18 protein-coding genes are annotated in these 18,488 nt (G+C 66.7%); 10 read left to right on the top strand and 8 right to left on the bottom strand.

The window, feature by feature from the left end:
• Positions 1-107: 107 nt before the first annotated feature.
• Complete coding sequence (locus tag GJV37_RS25165; protein WP_037016832.1) at positions 108-1,340, bottom strand: NADH:flavin oxidoreductase/NADH oxidase family protein; 1,233 nt, start codon at positions 1,338-1,340, stop codon at positions 108-110.
• A 91-nt stretch (positions 1,341-1,431) separates the two neighbouring features.
• Here GJV37_RS25165 and GJV37_RS25160 point away from each other — a divergent pair, with 91 nt between their 5' ends.
• Positions 1,432-1,920, top strand: coding sequence for a MerR family transcriptional regulator (locus tag GJV37_RS25160; RefSeq protein WP_170859826.1), 489 nt, complete (start codon positions 1,432-1,434; stop codon positions 1,918-1,920).
• A gap of 22 nt (positions 1,921-1,942) precedes the next feature.
• On the opposite strand, the gene glcC is transcribed toward GJV37_RS25160, so the two are convergent.
• Positions 1,943-2,713, bottom strand: coding sequence for a transcriptional regulator GlcC (gene glcC, locus GJV37_RS25155; protein WP_024764353.1), 771 nt, complete (start codon positions 2,711-2,713; stop codon positions 1,943-1,945).
• Between the two features lie 228 nt (positions 2,714-2,941).
• Here glcC and glcD point away from each other — a divergent pair, with 228 nt between their 5' ends.
• The 5 genes from glcD to GJV37_RS25130 all read left to right on the top strand — a co-directional run bounded on the left by glcD (position 2,942) and on the right by GJV37_RS25130 (position 9,080).
• Positions 2,942-4,441, top strand: coding sequence for a glycolate oxidase subunit GlcD (gene glcD, locus GJV37_RS25150; protein WP_193453043.1), 1,500 nt, complete (start codon positions 2,942-2,944; stop codon positions 4,439-4,441).
• Complete coding sequence (gene glcE, locus GJV37_RS25145; RefSeq protein ID WP_193453042.1) at positions 4,441-5,481, top strand: glycolate oxidase subunit GlcE; 1,041 nt, start codon at positions 4,441-4,443, stop codon at positions 5,479-5,481. The genes glcD and glcE overlap by 1 nt, the downstream gene beginning before the upstream one ends.
• Entirely contained in the window at positions 5,481-6,755 is a 1,275-nt protein-coding gene (gene glcF, locus GJV37_RS25140) for a glycolate oxidase subunit GlcF (protein ID WP_193453041.1), read from the top strand. The genes glcE and glcF overlap by 1 nt, the downstream gene beginning before the upstream one ends.
• Positions 6,734-7,132, top strand: coding sequence for a heme-binding protein (locus GJV37_RS25135; RefSeq protein ID WP_024764357.1), 399 nt, complete (start codon positions 6,734-6,736; stop codon positions 7,130-7,132). The genes glcF and GJV37_RS25135 overlap by 22 nt, the downstream gene beginning before the upstream one ends.
• A 253-nt stretch (positions 7,133-7,385) precedes the next feature.
• The gene (locus tag GJV37_RS25130; protein ID WP_169887379.1) at positions 7,386-9,080 is read left to right on the top strand and encodes a lactate permease LctP family transporter; all 1,695 of its coding nucleotides are present in this window, start codon (positions 7,386-7,388) and stop codon (positions 9,078-9,080) included.
• Positions 9,081-9,142: 62 nt separating this feature from the next.
• On the opposite strand, the gene arfB is transcribed toward GJV37_RS25130, so the two are convergent.
• A complete protein-coding gene (gene arfB / locus GJV37_RS25125; protein ID WP_170859821.1) occupies positions 9,143-9,556 on the bottom strand; it encodes an alternative ribosome rescue aminoacyl-tRNA hydrolase ArfB in 414 nt (137 codons plus the stop codon).
• Positions 9,557-9,925: 369 nt separating this feature from the next.
• Between arfB and GJV37_RS25120 the strand changes: the two genes are divergently transcribed.
• On the top strand, positions 9,926-10,720 hold the full coding sequence (locus GJV37_RS25120) for a nucleoside-binding protein (RefSeq protein WP_226046570.1): 795 nt from the start codon (positions 9,926-9,928) through the stop codon (positions 10,718-10,720).
• 183 nt (positions 10,721-10,903) lie between these two features.
• Here the strand turns inward: GJV37_RS25120 and GJV37_RS25115 are convergent, their stop codons facing one another.
• From GJV37_RS25115 to hppD, 4 genes are all read right to left on the bottom strand, one after another.
• Positions 10,904-11,281 (bottom strand): MliC family protein, encoded by a 378-nt coding sequence (locus GJV37_RS25115; protein WP_024764361.1) that lies wholly within the window; start codon positions 11,279-11,281, stop codon positions 10,904-10,906.
• 101 nt (positions 11,282-11,382) lie between these two features.
• A complete protein-coding gene (locus tag GJV37_RS25110; protein ID WP_084359793.1) occupies positions 11,383-12,798 on the bottom strand; it encodes an amino acid permease in 1,416 nt (471 codons plus the stop codon).
• Between the two features lie 112 nt (positions 12,799-12,910).
• Entirely contained in the window at positions 12,911-13,552 is a 642-nt protein-coding gene (gene maiA / locus GJV37_RS25105) for a maleylacetoacetate isomerase (protein ID WP_169887378.1), read from the bottom strand.
• A gap of 50 nt (positions 13,553-13,602) precedes the next feature.
• Positions 13,603-14,685 (bottom strand): 4-hydroxyphenylpyruvate dioxygenase, encoded by a 1,083-nt coding sequence (gene hppD / locus GJV37_RS25100; protein ID WP_024764364.1) that lies wholly within the window; start codon positions 14,683-14,685, stop codon positions 13,603-13,605.
• A gap of 303 nt (positions 14,686-14,988) precedes the next feature.
• Between hppD and GJV37_RS25095 the strand changes: the two genes are divergently transcribed.
• The 3 genes from GJV37_RS25095 (at position 14,989) to GJV37_RS25085 (ending at position 17,397) form a co-directional block, all read left to right on the top strand.
• Positions 14,989-15,756: an AraC family transcriptional regulator gene (locus GJV37_RS25095; RefSeq protein WP_024764365.1), complete on the top strand. Its 768-nt coding sequence runs from the start codon at positions 14,989-14,991 to the stop codon at positions 15,754-15,756.
• Positions 15,757-16,244: 488 nt separating this feature from the next.
• Positions 16,245-16,406, top strand: coding sequence for a DUF1427 family protein (locus tag GJV37_RS25090; protein WP_081754002.1), 162 nt, complete (start codon positions 16,245-16,247; stop codon positions 16,404-16,406).
• A 34-nt stretch (positions 16,407-16,440) separates the two neighbouring features.
• Positions 16,441-17,397, top strand: coding sequence for a quinone oxidoreductase family protein (locus GJV37_RS25085; protein WP_038803412.1), 957 nt, complete (start codon positions 16,441-16,443; stop codon positions 17,395-17,397).
• A gap of 232 nt (positions 17,398-17,629) precedes the next feature.
• On the opposite strand, the gene GJV37_RS25080 is transcribed toward GJV37_RS25085, so the two are convergent.
• On the bottom strand, positions 17,630-18,421 hold the full coding sequence (locus tag GJV37_RS25080) for an iron-containing redox enzyme family protein (RefSeq protein ID WP_024764366.1): 792 nt from the start codon (positions 18,419-18,421) through the stop codon (positions 17,630-17,632).
• Positions 18,422-18,488: the final 67 nt, after the last annotated feature.

Raw genomic sequence — 18,488 nt, 5'->3', positions numbered from 1 at the left:
CCGTAGGATGGGTGGAGCCTAGGCGATACCCATGCTGCCAATGCGGCAGGAGTCGAGGGGTATCGCTTCGCTCCACGCCATCCTACAAAGGCGTCAGCCGGTGAAGATCATCCCGCCTGCCTGGCCGCCCAGCGGCGGTACTGCTTGGCCCGGCGCAGCGTGCGCCACTGCTCCATCACCAGCGTGCGCCACGGCGAAGCCTGCGGGTTGGGCGCACGGTGGGCGCCGATGCGGTGCAGCTGCAGCTTGACCAGCGCCATGTAGGCCAGCGCCGCCAGCGGCTTGGAGCGCCAGCGGATCGGCGGCAGTTGCGGCTGGGTCTGGCTGCCACGCTGCCAGTGCAGTACCAGTTGCGGCTCCAGGGCCAGGGCGGTGCCGATGCCGACCATGTCCAGCCCGCTGTCCAGCACCTGTTCCGCCACCGGCAGACGACGGATGCCGCCAGTGACCATCAGCGGCATGCGCGCCGCTTCGCGCATCTCGCGGGCGAATTCGAGGAAGTAGGCCTCCCGCGCCAGGGTACGGCCGTCACGGGCGTCGCCCTGCATCGCCGGCGCCTCGTAGCTGCCGCCGGACAGCTCGACCAGGTCGACCTTCTCGTCGTTCAGCCACTCGATCACCTGGCGCGCGTCGCTGGCGTCGAAGCCGCCGCGCTGGAAGTCCGCGGAATTGATCTTCACCCCCACGCAGAATTCCGGCGACACTGCGGCGCGCACCGCACGCACGACCTCGAGCAGCAGCCGCGCACGGTTTTCCAGCGAACCGCCCCAGCGATCCCGGCGCTTGTTCGCCAGCGGCGAAAGGAACTGGCTGAGCAGGTAGCCGTGGGCGGCGTGGATCTGCACGCCGGTGAAGCCGGCCAGTTCGGACAACTGCGCGGCGCGGACGAAGCGCCGGATCACCTCGGCGATATCGGCCTCGGTCATCTCGCGGGCGACGGCGAACAGCTTGGAGAACTTGCCCATCTCCAGCGGCACCACCGACGGCGCGATGGCGCCCTGGCCGAGGTTGGTCTGCACCTGGCGGCCAGGATGGTTCAACTGCAACCAGAACTGCGCACCCCGGGAACGGCCGATGCGCGCCCATTCGCGGAAGCGCTCCAGATGCCGGTCATTTTCCAGCACCACGCCGCCGGGGCCGGTCATGGCGCGGCCGTCGATCATCACGTTGCCACTGAGGATCAGGCCGACGCCGCCGTCCGCCCAGGCCTGGTAAAGGCGCAGCAAGGCAGCCGAAGGCGCCTGGTCGGCATCGGCCATGTTCTCTTCCATGGCGGCCTTGGCAATACGGTTGGGGACTTCGCCGCCGTTGGGCAGGCGCAGGGGCTGGAAGGGCGACATGGCTAGGCTCCGAGGTTGTCCTGATGGGTTGTGACGGCAGCGAGGTTAAGTTTAAAGTTCACTTCAAGGTCAAGCCCCTTCGGAGCCCTGCATGAAAATCGGTGAACTGGCCAGGCTCAGCGGCCTCGCCCCCTCGCGCATCCGCTTCTACGAAGCCAGCGGGCTGATCGCTCCGGCCCGCCGCCTGGCCAACGGCTACCGCGAGTACCCGACAGAAACCCTCGACCTGCTGGAAATCATCCGCAGCGCCCAGCAGACCGGTTTCACCCTGGAGGAAATCCGCAGCCTGCTACCGCACTCCAGCCCCATCGAGAACGGCCACGGCGAACTGGTCGCCGGCCTGCGCCGCAAGGTCGCGGAGATCGAGGCGATGGAGCGGCAACTGCGGCAGAACCGTTTACGCCTGCTGGAAGTGATCGAGGGTATCGAGAACAAACCCGAGGGCATGGGTTGCGCGGCGAATGCCGAACGCATGCTGGCGGAGATGCGCGAGCGCAAGGCGCGCAGTGAAACCGCCAAACCGGCATTGCGGGCAAAATCCGCCTCCACGGCAAAACGCCCGGCGCCGACGCAAGCCTGAAAGCCGGCGTTCCGCTCCCGCGTTATTTCCAGCCTTCCATGCGCAAGGTCGCGCGCACCAGCCGCTGTTCCTCCTGCTCGATCTCCCGCAGATTGTCGCGCACGCCGTGGATATGCTCGCGGGCGGCGCGCTGGGCCTGTTCCGGCTGGCGCTCGACGATGGCGCGATACAGCCGCGCATGCTGGCGATCGATCTGGCGCTTCTGCGGCGGGCGGTTGTAGAGGTTGTTCACCGAGGCGAACACGGTGCTGAGCATCAGCTCGTTGAGCGACTGCAGCGTATGCACCAGCACCGGGTTGTGCGAGGCCTCGCTGACCGCCTGGTGGAAGGCGTGGTCGCGCCGCGCGTGTTCGCGTGGGTCCAGCGGTTGCGGCTCGTCGAAAGCCGCATGCATCTCCTCGAAGCGCCGGCCGATCAGCAACAGGTCGACCTCGGTGGCGCGCAGGGCGGCCAGCCGGGCGGACTCGCCCTCCAGCAGCGCGCGCACTTCCAGCAGGTCGTAGAGCGTGCGCGGCTGCGAGCGGAACAGGTGCATCAGCGGCGAGATGTCCTCGGCGCCGGTCAGGTCGGCAACGAACGATCCCCGCCCCTGCTCGGTATCGACGATGCCGCGTCCGCGCAACGCGCGCAGCCCTTCACGTAACGCCGAGCGCGAGCAGCCGAGCTTCTCCACCAGGCGCCGTTCCGACGGCAACGCCTGGCCGACCTTGAGTACGCCATCGACGATCAGGCGCTCGATCTTTTCCGCCACCTGGTCGGCGACGCGCTGCTTGCGCTGCTGGATGCTGGTCATCGAATGGCTCCACAACTGGTAGGACCAGCAGGTAACCACCTGCCTCATGCCCAACAACCCTAGCCGCCACGGCCGGGCCTTTCCAGCGCAGCGGCACGCAACAACTGGTCCGACCAGTGTGAAAGCCGATGGACGCCCGCGAAGCGGCGGCCGCATGTTCACGGCGCTGTGGCTCATGAAGCCCGCCTGACGGGCTCGTCCAATAACAAGATCAGAGCACCGTGGCCCATGAATATCCTCTACGACGAGCGCGTCGACGGCGCGCTGCCTGCCGTCGACAAGTCCGCCCTGCTCGCCGAGCTACGCGCGACACTGCCCGACCTCGAACTGCTGCACCGCGCCGAAGACTTGAAGCCCTATGAGTGCGACGGCCTCTCCGCCTACCGCTGCGTGCCGATGCTGGTGGCGCTGCCCGAGCGTATCGAGCAGGTGCAGGCGCTGCTCAAGCTCTGCCATGCGCGCCAGGTACCGGTGGTGGCGCGTGGCGCGGGTACGGGCCTGTCCGGCGGTGCGCTGCCGCTGGAGAAAGGCATCCTGCTGGTGATGGCGCGCTTCAACCGTATCCTCGAAGTGAACACCGCCGGCCGCTTCGCCCGCGTGCAACCCGGCGTGCGCAACCTGGCGATCTCCCAGGCCGCCGCGCCGCACGGGCTTTACTACGCACCCGATCCGTCGTCGCAGATCGCCTGTTCCATCGGCGGCAACGTCGCCGAGAACGCCGGCGGTGTGCATTGCCTCAAGTACGGCCTGACCGTGCACAACCTGCTGAAGGTGGACATCCTCACCGTCGAAGGCGAGCACCTGACGTTGGGCAGCGACGCCCTCGACAGCCCCGGCTTCGACCTGCTGGCGCTGTTCACCGGCTCCGAAGGCATGCTTGGCATCGTCACCGAGGTCACCGTCAAGCTGCTGCCCCGGCCGCAGGTGGCGCGGGTGCTGCTGGCCAGTTTCGATTCGGTGGAAAAGGCCGGCCGCGCGGTGGCCGATATCATCGCCGCCGGCATCATCCCCGGCGGGCTGGAGATGATGGACAACCTGTCGATCCGTGCCGCCGAGGACTTCATCCACGCCGGCTACCCGGTGGACGCGGCGGCCATCCTGCTGTGCGAACTGGACGGCGTGGAAGCCGACGTACAGGACGACTGCCAGCGCGTCGACGGCGTGCTGCGCGCGGCCGGCGCCACCGATGTGCGGCTGGCCTGCGACGAGGCCGAGCGCGTGCGCTTCTGGGCCGGGCGCAAGAACGCCTTCCCCGCGGTGGGGCGCATCTCCCCGGACTACTACTGCATGGACGGCACCATCCCGCGCCGCGAGCTGCCGCGCGTGCTGCACGGCATCGCCGAGTTGTCGAAGGAATTCGGCCTGCGCGTGGCCAACGTATTCCATGCCGGCGACGGCAACATGCACCCGCTGATCCTCTTCGACGCCAACCTGCCCGGCGAGCTGGAGCGCGCCGAGGCCATCGGCGGCAGGATCCTCGAACTCTGCGTGGCGGTGGGCGGCAGCATCACCGGCGAACACGGCGTGGGGCGCGAGAAGATCAACCAGATGTGCGCGCAGTTCAACAGCGACGAACTGACCCTGTTCCATGCGGTGAAAGCGGCCTTCGACCCGGACCGCCTGCTCAACCCCGGCAAGAACATCCCGACCCTGCACCGCTGCGCCGAATTCGGCGCCATGCACGTGCACCACGGCCAGTTGCCCTTCCCCGACCTGGAGCGTTTCTGATGGCCGATGCCAGTGCCGACCTGCTCGAACAGGTGAACCAAGCGCTCCACGCTCGAACGCCGCTGCGCCTTCGCGGCGGTGACAGCAAGGCCTTCCTCGGCCGCCCGGTGAACGGCGTGGAGCTGGATACCCGCGCCCATTGCGGCATCGTCAGCTACGACCCGACCGAGCTGGTGCTCACCGCCCGCGCCGGCACGCCGCTGGCGGAGATCGAAGCGGCGCTGGAGGGCGCCGGGCAGATGCTGCCCTGCGAGCCACCAGACTTTTCCACGGCAACCTTCGGCGGCATGGTCGCGGCCGGGATATCCGGCCCGCGCCGGCCCTGGTCGGGCTCGGTGCGCGACTACGTGCTGGGCACACGGGTGATCACCGGCCATGGCAAGCTGCTGCGCTTCGGCGGCGAGGTGATGAAGAACGTCGCCGGCTATGACCTCTCCCGCTTGCTTGCCGGCAGTTTCGGCTGCCTGGGGCTGATCACCGAAGTGTCGATGAAGGTGCTGCCCAAACCCCGGATGTGCGCCAGCCTGCGCCTGCAAATGGACGTTCACCAGGCGCTGGGAGAACTGGCGGAATGGGGTGCGCAACCGATCCCGATCACCGCCGCCTGCCACGACGGAGCGGCGCTGCATCTGCGTCTGGAAGGCGGCGAAGGCTCCGTGTGCTCCGCCCGCCTGCGCCTGGGTGGCGAGGAGATCGACAGTACCTACTGGCAGGACTTGCGCGAGCAGCGCCTCGGCTTCTTCGCCGGCCCCGGCACGCTGTGGCGGCTGTCACTGCCCAATGCAACCCCGGCGATAGCCCTGCCGGGTGAACAACTGATCGACTGGGGCGGTGCGCAGCGCTGGCTGAAGTCCGACGCGGACGCCGAGCTGATCCGCCACAGCGTCGCCGAGTTCGGCGGCCACGCTACTCGCTACGCGCCGGGTGACGATGCGTTCCATCCACTGCCTGCCGCCCTGCTGCGCTACCACCGCAGCCTCAAGCAGCAGTTGGACCCGCAAGGCATCTTCAACCCCGGCCGGATGTACAGGGAGCTCTGATGCAAACCAAGCTGAGCGAACAGGCCAGGCACCTGCCGCGCGCCGAGGAAGCCGAGCGCATCCTGCGCTCCTGCGTGCACTGCGGCTTCTGCACCGCCACCTGCCCGACCTACCAGTTGCTGGGCGACGAACTGGACGGCCCGCGCGGGCGCATCTACCTGATCAAGCAGGTGCTCGAAGGCGTTGATCCCAGCGCCAGCACCCGCGAGCATCTGGACCGCTGCCTGAGCTGCCGCAATTGCGAAAGCACCTGCCCTTCCGGGGTGGACTACCACAACCTGCTGGACATCGGCCGCGCGGTGGTCGAGGAGCAGGTGCCGCGAACCTTCGGCGAGCGCGCGATGCGTCGCGGCCTGCGCGCCGTGGTGCCGAATGCCGCTTTGTTCGGCGCGCTGGCCAAGGCCGGGCGGACCTTCTACCCACTGCTGCCGGAGAGCCTGCAGAGCAAACTGCCGCGCCATCCGCACCCGCCCGTGGAACGCCCGAAACCACACCACACCCGGCGCATGCTGATGCTCGAAGGCTGCGTGCAACCGGCGCTGTCGCCCAACACCAATGCCGCTGCAGCGCGGGTGCTGGATCGCCTGGGCATCAGCGTGATCCCGGCGGCGGACGCCGGTTGCTGCGGCGCCGTGGACTATCACCTGAATGCCCAGGCGCAAGGCCTTGAGCGCGCCCGCCGGAACATCGACGCCTGGTGGCCGTCCATCGAAGCCGGCGCCGAGGCCATCGTGCAGACGGCCAGCGGCTGCGGCGCCTTCGTCCGCGATTACGGCCATCTGCTGGAACACGACACCGCTTACGCCGCCAAGGCGAAGCGGATCAGCGAGCTGTCCCGCGACCTCTCCGAAGTGCTGCGCGACGAGCCGCTGGAAGAACTCCACCTGCAGGGCGACCGCCGCCTGGCCTTCCACTGCCCCTGCACGCTGCAGCACGCGCTGAAGCTTGGCGGCGCGGTGGAAAGCGTGCTCACACGCCTGGGCTTCAGCCTCACCGGCGTGCCGGACAGCCACCTGTGCTGCGGCTCCGCCGGCACCTATTCGCTGACCCAGCCGGCGCTGTCCAGGCGACTGCGCGACAACCGGATGCAGGCACTGGAAAGCGGCAACCCCGAGGTCATCGTCACCGCCAATATCGGCTGCCAGACACACCTGGGCGGCGCGGGACGCACGCCGGTTCGGCACTGGATCGAACTGGTGGAGGAAGCGCTGGCCGACGCGCCGCAACCCCACTCTCAAGGCGAGGTGCAAGCATGCTCAACAAAGCCGTTCTGACCCAGCAGGAGGTCGGCCGCATCCTCGCCGCCGCCCGCGATGAGGCGCAGCGCAATCACTGGGCGGTGTCCATCGTGGTAGTGGACGACGGCGGCCACCCGCTGGCCCTGGAGCGCCTCGACGGCTGCGCGCCGGCCAGTGCCTACATCGCCACCGAAAAGGCCCGCAGCGCGGCGCTGGGCCGGCGTGAAACCAAGGGTTACGAGGACATGGTCAACAACGGCCGCGTGGCCTTCGTCAGCGCGCCGCTGATCACTTCGCTCGAAGGCGGCGTGCCGGTCGTCGTCGAAGGCCAGGTGATCGGCGCGGTCGGCGTCTCCGGCGTGAAAGCCGGGGAAGATGCGCAGGTCGCCAGCGCAGGCGTGGCGGCGCTGTGAAGTCGTCCACGCGGCTCTGGCGTCAGGTGCCCAGCGTCCGGGCTGCAGTCGCCGTCGGCTTCAAGCGGGCCGGCGGCGACCCCCGCGAAAGCTTGCCCGCCTCGTTGTTCAGAAGCCCCGCTACGCGCCGCGTGCCGGGGCTTTTTCCATGGGCGCCGGCACATCGCCGACCGCCGTCCAACGCACCACCGACAAAAGTTATCCACCGCTGACGCTTTGCCGTGTGCATCCACAACAACAAGGGACAATCCCCATGCAAACCTGGCAACAGCTCTACACCCCACTCGGCAGCCTCGGGCTGTCGGCACTGGCGGCCCTCGTGCCGATCATCTTCTTCTTCCTCGCCCTGGCGGTGTTCCGCTTGAAGGGCCACATCGCGGGGGCGATCACCCTGCTGCTGTCGCTGCTGATCGCCGTCACCGTCTACCACATGCCGGTGGACAAGGCGCTGGCCTCGGCGATCTACGGTTTCTTCTACGGGCTCTGGCCGATCGCCTGGATCATCGTGGCCGCAGTGTTCCTCTACAAGCTGACGGTGAAAAGCGGGCAGTTCGAGATCATCCGCAGCTCGGTGTTGGCGATCACCACTGACCAGCGTTTGCAGGTGGTGCTGATCGGCTTCTCCTTCGGCGCGTTTCTCGAAGGCGCGGCGGGCTTCGGCGCACCGGTGGCGATCACCGCGGCGCTGCTGGTCGGCCTGGGGTTCAACCCACTGTATGCGGCAGGGCTGTGCCTGATCGCCAACACCGCGCCGGTGGCCTTCGGTGCGCTGGGCATCCCGATCATCGTCGCCGGGCAGGTGTCGGGCGTGGATGCCTTCAAGATCGGCGCCATGGCCGGGCGGCAGTTGCCGATCCTGTCGGTGATCGTGCCGTTCTGGCTGGTGGCGATGATGGACGGCTGGCGCGGAGTGCGCGAAACCTGGCCGGCGCTGCTGGTGGCCGGCGGTACCTTCGCGATCAGCCAGTTCCTCACCTCCAACTTCATCGGCCCGGAACTGCCGGACATCACCTCCGCACTGCTGAGCATGGTCTGCCTGACGCTGTTCCTGCGGGTGTGGCAACCGGTGAACCTGCGTGAGACGGAGTTCTCCAGCCTCAACGCCGACGGCACCACGACGCTCGGCGGCCTGGGTGGTGGAGGCGGCGGAAGGCAACGCGAATCCCAGTGCAGCTTCGGGCAGATCTTCAAGGCCTGGTCGCCGTTCCTGATCCTCACGGTGCTGGTGACCATCTGGACCATGAAGCCGTTCAAGGCGCTGTTCCTGCCCGGCGGCGCGCTGGAAAGCTGGGTGGCGGTGATCGCCGTGCCCTACCTCGACCAGCTGGTACTGAAGGCCGCGCCGATTGTCGCCAACCCGACGCCGATGCCGGCGGTCTACAAGTTCGACCTGGTCTCGGCCAGCGGCACGGCGATCTTCCTTGCGGCGCTGGTCTCCATGGCCATCCTGCGTATTGGCGCGAAGAGCGGCGCAGCAACCTTCGGCGAGACACTGAAGGAGTTGAAGTGGCCGGTACTGACCATCGGCATGGTGCTGGCCTTCGCCTTCGTCACCAACTACTCGGGGATGTCCACCACCCTGGCGCTGGTGCTCGCCGGAACCGGAGCGGCCTTCCCGTTCTTCTCGCCTTTCCTCGGCTGGCTGGGGGTATTCCTCACCGGGTCGGACACCTCATCCAATGCCCTGTTCGGCTCGCTGCAGGCGACCACCGCGCACCAACTCGGCGTGAGCGACACGCTGCTGGTGGCCGCCAACACCACCGGCGGGGTGACCGGTAAGATGATCTCGCCGCAGTCCATCGCCGTGGCCTGCGCGGCCACCGGCATGGTCGGGCGCGAGTCGGACCTGTTCCGCTTCACGGTCAAGCACAGCCTGATCTTCGCCGCGTTCATCGGGCTGATCACCCTCGCGCAGGCCTATGTATTCACGGGGATGCTGGTGCGCTGAGGCGCCACTGGAGTTTCCTGCAGGAGCGCGTGTGGTGCGCTCCTGCAGGGCGCGTTATCGCTTCAGAAGTCCACCTTCCCCCGCCCCGCCTTGATCGACCCACGCTTGCTCTTGCCCTCCAGCCGGCGCGTCTTCGAGCCCAGCGTCGGCTTGGTCGGGCGGCGCTTCTTCTCCACTTTCGTGGCGCTGCGGATCAGCTCCACCAGGCGGTTGAGGGCGTCCTCGCGATTCTGTTCCTGGGTCCGGAACTGCTGCGCCTTGATTACCACCACGCCGTCGCTGGTGATGCGCTGGTCGCTGAGCGCGAGCAGGCGTTCCTTGTAGAACTCCGGCAGGGACGAGGCGCGCACATCGAAGCGCAGATGCACCGCGCTGGACACCTTGTTGACGTTCTGCCCGCCGGCGCCCTGGGCGCGGATGGCAGTCAGCTCGATCTCCGCGTCGGGGACCTGCACGGTGTTGGAAATCTGCAGCATGGGAAGCATTCAAAGTGGAAATGAACGTCAGGATACCGCGCAGCGCCGCTGGTGTCCCGAAGCCATCTAGCCCGCCGTGAAGCGCCCGTTCCTGACTTCTGCGTCAATTTTTGTATACGAATTTGTGTACAAGTTTTTCTTGCAATGTCATCAATTCACCATTAGAACCCAGCCTGTCACCGACCGCAGTTCCTCCTGCGGGACGCCGGCCCCCCAGCCACAAAAACAAGAAAAAGACAGAGGTGCAGCATGGTTTCATCCGCGACGACGGCCGTTGGCGCCGCCCGCCCCCAACCGCGTTCCAGCCGCCGCCTGAGCAACGGCCGCCGGTTCGCCCTCGGTACTGCACTGGTCCTCGCCCCGCTGGGCATGGCGCAGGCCGAAGACGATCGCTTCTTCGAGTGGACCAGCAACACGCTGGGCTTCCGCTACGGCAAGGGCTTCACCAACCCGAACAACCCGCACGACATCAGCAAGCGCATCTTCAGCTTCAGCCACGCCGACGGTTACCGCTACGGCAGCAACTTCTTCCACCTCGATGTGCTGCAGTCCGACAGCGATGATCCGCGCAAGGGCACCGACCACGGCAGCAGCGAGGTCTACGGGGTATTCCGCAGCCAGCTGTTCGCCTCGCGGGTGTTCGACCTGCCGCAGGGCAAGGGCCTGGTGAAGGACCACGCCTTCACCTTCGGCTTCGACGCCAGCCGCAACAACAACCTGGGCTCGGCGAAGAAGCGCGCGCTGGTGTTCGGCCCGACCATCAAGTTCAACGGCCCCGGCGTGCTGGACCTCTCGCTGTTCTACTACCGCGAGAAGAACCACTCCGGCATCCCCAACGCGAAACACCCGGACCACACCTTCGATACCACCTACATGCTCAACCTGACCTGGCTGCGGCCATTCCAGCTGGGCGACCACGGCGCGAAGTTCCAGGGCTTCCTGAACTACACCGGGGAGAAGGGCGAGGACTACAACGACAACGACACCGCGCCGGAGACGCTGGTCCGTACCTCGCTGATGTTCGCCACCCTGCCCGGCACCAAGCGCCAGCCGAACCTGTGGCTCGGCGTGGGCTACGAGTACTGGCACAACAAGTTCGGCGTGGATGGCGGGCGTGGCACCCGCACCTCGACGCCGACGGTGAACCTGGAGTTCACTTTCTGATCATTTGGCTCGACGGAGGATGGGTGGAGCTTGCGATACCCATCAGCGATGCCGCAAAGAATCGATGGGTATCGCTGCGCTCCACGCCATCCTGCGGCTGCTCCCGTTGTCGACGCAGATTGATCCACCCATGAAAAAGCCCGGCCAATGCCGGGCTTTTTCGTCAGCGCAGTGCAGGAAGCATCAACGCTCCTTGCAGGCCACGCCATCGGCGGGCTCGCCGCCTTTCCAGTCCTTGTACAGGGTCGCGTCTTCGCCCTTGGTCCACCAGACGTACTGCCCGGCGGCATAGCGCGCACCGGAGGCGGAGATGACGTTGGCGAAGACCAGGCTGGAGGCGTCCGTCACCGGCACTACGGCCAGGCTGTTGTCGCCCTTGTTCAGGTACTGCACGCTGATCTTGCGGCCGTCCTCGCACTTGTACGAGACGCTGCGCGAATCCAGCTTGGCGTCGCCGGGCAGGACCAGCGCATCGACCTGGGGTGCTTTCTTCTCTTCACCGCCGCAAGCGACGAGGATGACCGGCACGGCCGCCGCGAGCAGCCAAAGTGCTTTTTTCATGAGTATCCCTCTGACGAAAAATGGCCCGGTCACTCTAGGAAGGATCGGGCCACGCGGTCAATCGCGCGCGGCTCGACCCAACGTAGGATCAGGCCGCCAGGTCAGTCAGCCAGCGCGGCGCTGGCGCTGCTGTGCGCCGCCGGCTGGCGCTTGAGGCGATAGCAACCGTACATCACCAGCAACCACACCGGGATCGCGTAGACCGAGATCTGGATGCCCGGCGTGAGCAGCATGACGCCGAGGATGAACACCACGAAGCCCAGGCACAGCCAGTTGGCCGCCGGATAGGCGACGGCCCGGAAGGCGCTGCGCTTGCCCTCGGCATCCATGTGCGCGCGGAACTTCAGGTGCGCCAGGCTGATCATCGCCCAGTTGATCACCAGCGCGGCGACCACCAGGGACATCAGCAGCTCCAGCGCGCGGGCCGGCACCAGGTAGTTCACCAGCACGGCGAGGAAGGTCACCGCCGCGGAGACCATCAGCGAGCGTACCGGCACGCCACGGCTGTCCACCTTGGCCAGCGCGCGCGGGGCATCGCCCTGCTCCGCCAGGCCCACCAGCATGCGGCCGTTGCAGTAGGTGCCGCTGTTGTAGACCGACAGCGCGGCAGTGAGCACCACGAAGTTGAGCACGTGCGCCGCGGTGCCGCTGCCGATCATCGAGAAGATCTGTACGAAGGGGCTGCCGCTGTAGGAGTCGCCGGAGGCGTTGAGGGTCTGCAGCAGGCTGTCCCATGGGGTCAGCGAGAGCAGCACGGTGAGCGCGCCGATGTAGAAGATCAGGATGCGGTAGATCACCTGGTTGATCGCCTTGGGGATCACCTTTTTCGGCTGGTCGGCCTCGGCGGCGGTGAAGCCGAGCATCTCCAGCCCGCCGAAGGAGAACATGATGATCGCCATGGCCATCACCAGCCCGCTGATGCCATTGGGGAAGAAGCCGCCGTGGGCCCACAGGTTGCTCACGGTTGCCTGCTCGCCCCCGGTGCCGCTGGCCAGCAGGTAGCAGCCCAGGGCGATCATGCCGACGATGGCGGCGACCTTGATGATGGCGAACCAGAACTCCGCCTCGCCGAAGGCCTTCACGTTGAACAGGTTGATCGCATTGACCACCACGAAGAAGACTGCCGCCGTGGCCCAGGTCGGCACGTCCGGCCACCAGTAGTGGATGTACTTGCCCACCGCGGTGAGCTCCGACATGCCCACCAGGATGTACAGCACCCAGCAGTTCCAGCCCGAGAGGAAGCCGGCGAAGCCGCCCCAGTACTTGTGCGCGAAGTGGCTGAAGGAGCCGGCCACGGGCTCCTCGACGATCATTTCGCCGAGCTGGCGCATGATCAGGAAGGCAATGAAGCCGGCGATGGCATAACCGAGGATCATCGACGGGCCGGCGGACTTGAGCACCCCGGCCGAGCCGAGGAACAGCCCGGTACCGATGGCGCCGCCGAGGGCGATCAGCTGGATATGGCGATTCTTCAGGCCGCGCTGGAGCTGGCCTGCGTGTTGAGTTTCACGCGTCATGCGTCACCTGTTGTTTTTATCTGTGACGGGATTCGGCCGCCCGGCTTGTGGCCAGGCGGTGCGGGCAAGGCAAGGCTAAAGAGCGGTGGAGCGGGAAGGCTGGTTTACAGGGTTACTGGGCGTCGGGCTGCACCTCCGGGGCGGCCTGCTGGAAGGCTTCGAGGAGCTCGCAGCGCGCGGCGATGGCGAGCAGGCGCGGGCAGCCGGAGAGGTCGCAGTCAAAGCGACGGGCGTTGTACAGCTGGGGAATCAGGCAGGCCTCGAAGTAGCCGGGGCGCTCGCCGAGGGATAGCGGGCCGCTCCAGTTGGTTACGCCCTCCTCCAGCGCGTGCAGGCCGGTTTCGACCCAGTGGCGAATCCATGCCGTCTTCGCCTCGTCCGCCACCGCCAGCGGGCCGCTGAGGTACTGCAGCACACGCAGGTTGTTCAGCGGGTGAATGTCGCAGGCGATATGCAGGGACAGTGCACGAACCTGCGCACGCTGCAGCGCATCGCGCGGCAGCAGGCCGGGTTGCGGATGGGTTTCGTCGAGGTATTCGAGGATGGCCAGGGACTGGGCAATGCGCGCCTCGCCGTCCACCAGCAGCGGCACCAGTTCCTGGGGATTGAGCGCCTTGTAGTCGGCAGCGTGCTGCTGGCCGCCGTCCTTCACCAGGTGCACGGGCACCTGGCGGTAGGCCAGGCCCTTGAGGCCAAGCGCGATGCGCACACGGTAGGCGGCGCTGGAGCGCCAGTAGGAGTACAGGGTGAGCATGGCGTTTCTCCGAGGGTGGCCACGCTACGCGCAGCCACCCTGCTAGCGATTTACTGATCGGAGATCACGCCACGGCGAATCTGGTCTTCCTCGATGGATTCGAACAGGGCCTTGAAGTTGCCCTCGCCGAAGCCCTGGTTGCCCTTGCGCTGGATGATCTCGAAGAAGATCGGGCCGATCACCGTGTTGGTGAAGATCTGCAGCAGGATGCCGTCGTCGCCCGGCGCGCCGTCGATCAGGATGTTCAGATCGCGCAGGTCCTTCAGGGATTCGCCGTGGCCGGCGACGCGGGTATCGACCTTCGCGTAGTAGGTGTCCGGGGTGCTCATGAAGTCCACGCCGTTGGCGCGCAGCTGGCGCACGGTTTCGTAGATGTCGTTGGTGGACAGGGCGATGTGCTGGATGCCTTCGCCGTGGTACTCGCGGATGAATTCCTCGATCTGCGACTTGTCGTCCGCCGACTCGTTGATCGGGATGCGGATCTTCCCGCAGGGCGCGGTCATCGCGCGGGACAGCAGGCCGGTGAGCTTGCCTTCGATGTCGAAGTAGCGGATCTCGCGGAAGTTGGCGATGCGCTCGTAGAAGCCGGACCAGACGTCCATCTGGCCGCGCTTGACGTTGTGGGTCAGGTGGTCGATGCACAGCAGGCCGACGGCGTTGTCGGTGGCGCTGCGGCCTTCGATGAACTCGAAGTCGACGTCATAGATGCTCTTGTCGCCATAACGGTCGACGAGATACAGCAGCGAACCGCCGATGCCCTCGACGCAGGGGATGTTCAGCTCGCCGAAGTTGGCGTGACTGCCTACCAGCTTGGCGCCCTGGGACTCGACGTAGGCGGCGGCCTGGGCGGCATTCTTCACCCGGAAGGCCATGGCGCAGGCGCTCGGCCCGTGCTTCCTGGCGAACTCGTGGACGTGGCCGGTGGGGCTGCCGTTGAGCACGATGTTGATGTCGTTCTGCTGGAACAGGAAGACTTCCTTGGAACGGTGCTTGGCGGTCTCGGTGAAGCCCATGCCGGTGAACAGCTGGCGCAGTTGCTCGATGCCCTGGGCGTCGGGGGCGGTGAATTCGACGAACTCGAAGCCGTCGGTGCCGATGGGGTTGTGTTGCTCGATCTTGGTCACGGCGTTCATCCGGCCTCCTCGTTGTCGTTATCGGCTGGTTCGGCGCAGGGGCCGTCCAGGCGTTTGGAATACCTTCATCACAACCGTCGCGGCGCTTTGGAACAAGCCACCGGCGGGGCGTTACCGGGGCCACGGGAGCCGCGGCGCGGCAAGAAATCCTTACGTCGCCCAAAGCCCCGTGCGGCATGCCGCCGCACCGTAAAGAATTCGTGACAAGGTGGAGCGCCGGCGTGCCAGTGCGAGTGCCGCGTACTCGTCAGGCCGTCACGCGGCGGCTACCATGCGGCCCATCTCCCCTGCCCGAATCGTCCCATGGCCCGCGCCGCTCCCCCCGATTTCGACGCCACGCCCGCTCCACTGCGCGCCCTCGCCCGCAGCTATCCGCGCGGCCTGCACATCGAGCCGCACTCCCATGACTGGGGGCAGGTGCTCTATGCGATGTCCGGGGTGATGTGGCTGGAGACGCCCTCCGAAGCGCTGCTGGTGCCGCCCAATCGTGCCGTCTGGCTGCCGCCCCAGGTGCCCCACGGCATCCGCGTGGTCAGCGAGCTGCAGATGCGCAACATCTATCTGCGGCCGGGCACGGCGGACTCGCTGGGTGAGCAGGTGCAGGCATTCGAGGTCGGCGGGCTGCTGCGCGAGCTGATCGTCACGCTGGTGCAGCACGAGCGCGAGCCAGACACTGACTACTACCAGGCGCTGTCGCAACTGGCCGTGCTCGAGCTGCAAAGGGCCCGAAGCCTGCTGCTGCGCGTGCCGTTGCCGGAGGATTCCGACCGCCGCCTGCTGAACCTGTGCCTGACGGTGATGGCCGAGCCGAGCCAGGAGATTTCCTTCGAGCAGCACGCCGCCGACGCCGGCGCCAGCGTGCGCACCCTCGCCCGCCTGTTCCAGCGCAGCCTGGGCATGGGCTTCGCCCAGTGGCGGCGGCAGGTGCAGTTGGCCACGGCGGTGGCGCAACTCAACGAGGGTATGCCGGTGAGCCAGATCGCCCATGGTCTGGGGTACCAGCCGGGGAGCTTCAGCGAGATGTTCCGGCGCGAGCTGGGCGTGGCGCCTTCGGAGTATTGCGCCCGGTAGCGCATCGTTTCGGGAGCGGCGCTTCTTCGTGATTCGCGATCAGCGCCGGCACGGGGCGGGTTCGCGAGCAAGCTCGCTCCTACAGGAAAAGCATGCTCCACGCTTCGGCTCTGGCTCCAGCCTCTGGAAGACTTCCAGAGAAGTATCCGCACACTCCGGCCCCCCCCCTTTCAACGAGGGAATTTTTCGCCTAGGCGAAAAACCGGATGGAGGGGCAAGACTTTTTGGTTCCTTTTGTGGCGTTTGACAAAAGGGACTCGCCGAGAGGCGAAACCCAATCCATCAGCACACGCCGAAGCGACGCAGGAAACTTCAGAGCAAGGCAGGCACATCGCGGACGAAGTCCGCTCCTACGCGGGTGCACGCCCATCCCATACTCCCCACCGACATCTGTCCGATATTCCGAAGTCCCTGACCGGCGACACCCTCCAGCAGTCCCTAGACTGCCCCTATCCCATCCAGCCGCCGGAGCGATCCACGGAGGACACATGAGCTACCTGATCTCCCTGGCCATCGGCATTGCCGTCGGCCTGGCCTACCACTTCCTCGACTTCCGTTCGCCAGCACCGCCGCTGGTGGCGCTGGTCGGCCTGCTGGGCATGCAGATCGGCGAGAACGCCCTGCCGCTGCTGACCCGCTGGTTCCACTGATCCCATCTCCCACTGCTTGCCAAGGACCCGTGCCATGAAAGCCCTGCAATTCGACCGCACCGGCGACCTCGCCGCCCTGAGCTTCACCGAAATCGCCGATCCGGTGCCCGCCACCGACGAGGTGCTGGTGGAAGTCCACGCCGCCGGCCTGAACCCCAGCGACGTCAAGAATGTCCTCGGCCGCTTCCCCTACACGACCCTGCCCCGCGTGCCCGGCCGCGACTTTGCCGGCACCGTGGTGAAAGGCCCGACCGAGCTGCTCGGCAAATCCGTCTGGGGCACCGGCAAGGGCCTGGGCTTCACCCGCAATGGCAGTCACGCCCAACTGATGAGCGTACCGCTCGGCGGCGTGGCGCTGATGCCAGAGCGCATGAGCTTCGCCCAGGCCGCCAGCTGCGGCGTCCCCTTCACCACCGCCTGGGATGCCCTGGAGCGTAGCCAGGTCGGCAAGGGGACGCGCCTGCTGGTGATCGGCTCCGGCGCTGTCGGCGCGGCGGCCATCTCCCTGGCCAAGGCCCGAGGCGCGCAGGTGCTGGGCGCAGTGCGGCGCGCCGAGTCGCAGGTGGAACTGCAGGCCCAAGGCATCCCGAGCCTCCTGCTGGACTCCGCGGAAACGCTGGCGGCGCAGGTGGACGAACATTTCCCCGGCGGCGCCGAGGTGATTTTCGATACCACCGGTTTCTGGCTGCCGGCCGCCGTTTCCGCCCTCGCCACCTTCGGCCGTATCGCTATCATCGCCGCGCCAGTGGACGGCCACGTGCAGTTGCCGGCCCTGGCGCTGTATCGCCGAGGCGGTTCGGTGGTGGGGGTGAATTCGCTGCTGTACGACACGGTCGCCTGCGCCGCGATGCTGCGTCAGTTCGGCCAGTGGTTCGACGACGGCAGGCTGCCGCTGCCCGGCGGCCTGCGCGAAGTGCCACTGAGCGAGGGTATCCAGCGTTATCACGAGATCAACGAAGGCAGCAGCGAGAAGATCATTCTCGTGCCTTGAAGCTGGATCACCGAGCGCTGGAAGCGCCCCTAACCTCGGCCCTCTGCCGAGAAAGAGGGGGCGCCCGGCGTGCCCCCGGGGAAAAGGGTCATTAAGGCGGCTATCCGGCAGGCACCGAGGCAGGCCATCACACCGAACCGCCCCCTTTCCCTCTGCAAAGGGTGCACAGCCAGGGTGAGGGGATGGCATCACCCCGCTCCCATGCCGACAGAGACCTGAGCGCGGATGAAGACTACCCCGCCGCCTTCATCGAAGCAGTGCGCCGCGCCCCGCCCTGCGCCTGTTCCAGCGCGAGGCAGTGGTCAAGGAACATGCGCATGTAGCCGTAGCTCTTGCAGACGGCCTCGCGCAGCGCCAGCACACGCGGCACCGGCACCTGCGGGCCACAGAGGGTACAGATGATCTCCAGCGCTTCCCAGGGGTGATCGTCATCGTAGCGGGCGTGCATCTTCAGCCAGCGCATGGCGTCCTTGCGGGCGCCACTCGGAAGGGTGCGTTCGTAGGTATCCAGGGAACAGACCAGTGCCGACCAGTCCCCCGTCGCACCTTCGATGGCGTAATTGGTGGCCGCCATCGCCAGCGCCAGATCGTCGGTAGCGCAGGTGTGCCAGCACCAATGACCGAGGGCGTGCAGCTCCGCCGGCACCAATTGCGCCTTGAGCTCGGCGAGGGTCACGCCGTAAGCCTCGGCCCAGTGCAGCCAGTAATCAGCATGATTGAGTTCGACGCGAATGTTACGCATCAACCAGCGCCGCGCCATGTCTTCGCCGGGGCTGCGGCCGAAGCGCGTCTTGAGCAGGTTCTGGGACATGTACAGGGGGAACTGCTCGACTACCTGCCAGCCGCCGATGAGGAAGGCGCGCATGGTCTGCCGGCTCAGGTGGCCGTCTCGCATGCGAGCGTAGAGTGGATGGCCCACCACCGCCAGGCGGCTGGTCTCGCACTCCTGCACCAGGCGTTGCGCCCAGTGCGGATAACTGGAAAGCTCCTTGAGCGGCCCACTTCGAACAAAGGTGTCGTTCATCCAAGGCTCCGTGCTGGTCGATCCATGCGAGCACCGGTAAATCAGGCCTCAGGTTAGTCCCCTATAG

The organism is Pseudomonas nitroreducens, assembly GCF_010994165.1.
Classification (GTDB): domain Bacteria; phylum Pseudomonadota; class Gammaproteobacteria; order Pseudomonadales; family Pseudomonadaceae; genus Pseudomonas; species Pseudomonas nitroreducens.
This window is presented reverse-complemented; position numbering and strand designations above follow the sequence as displayed.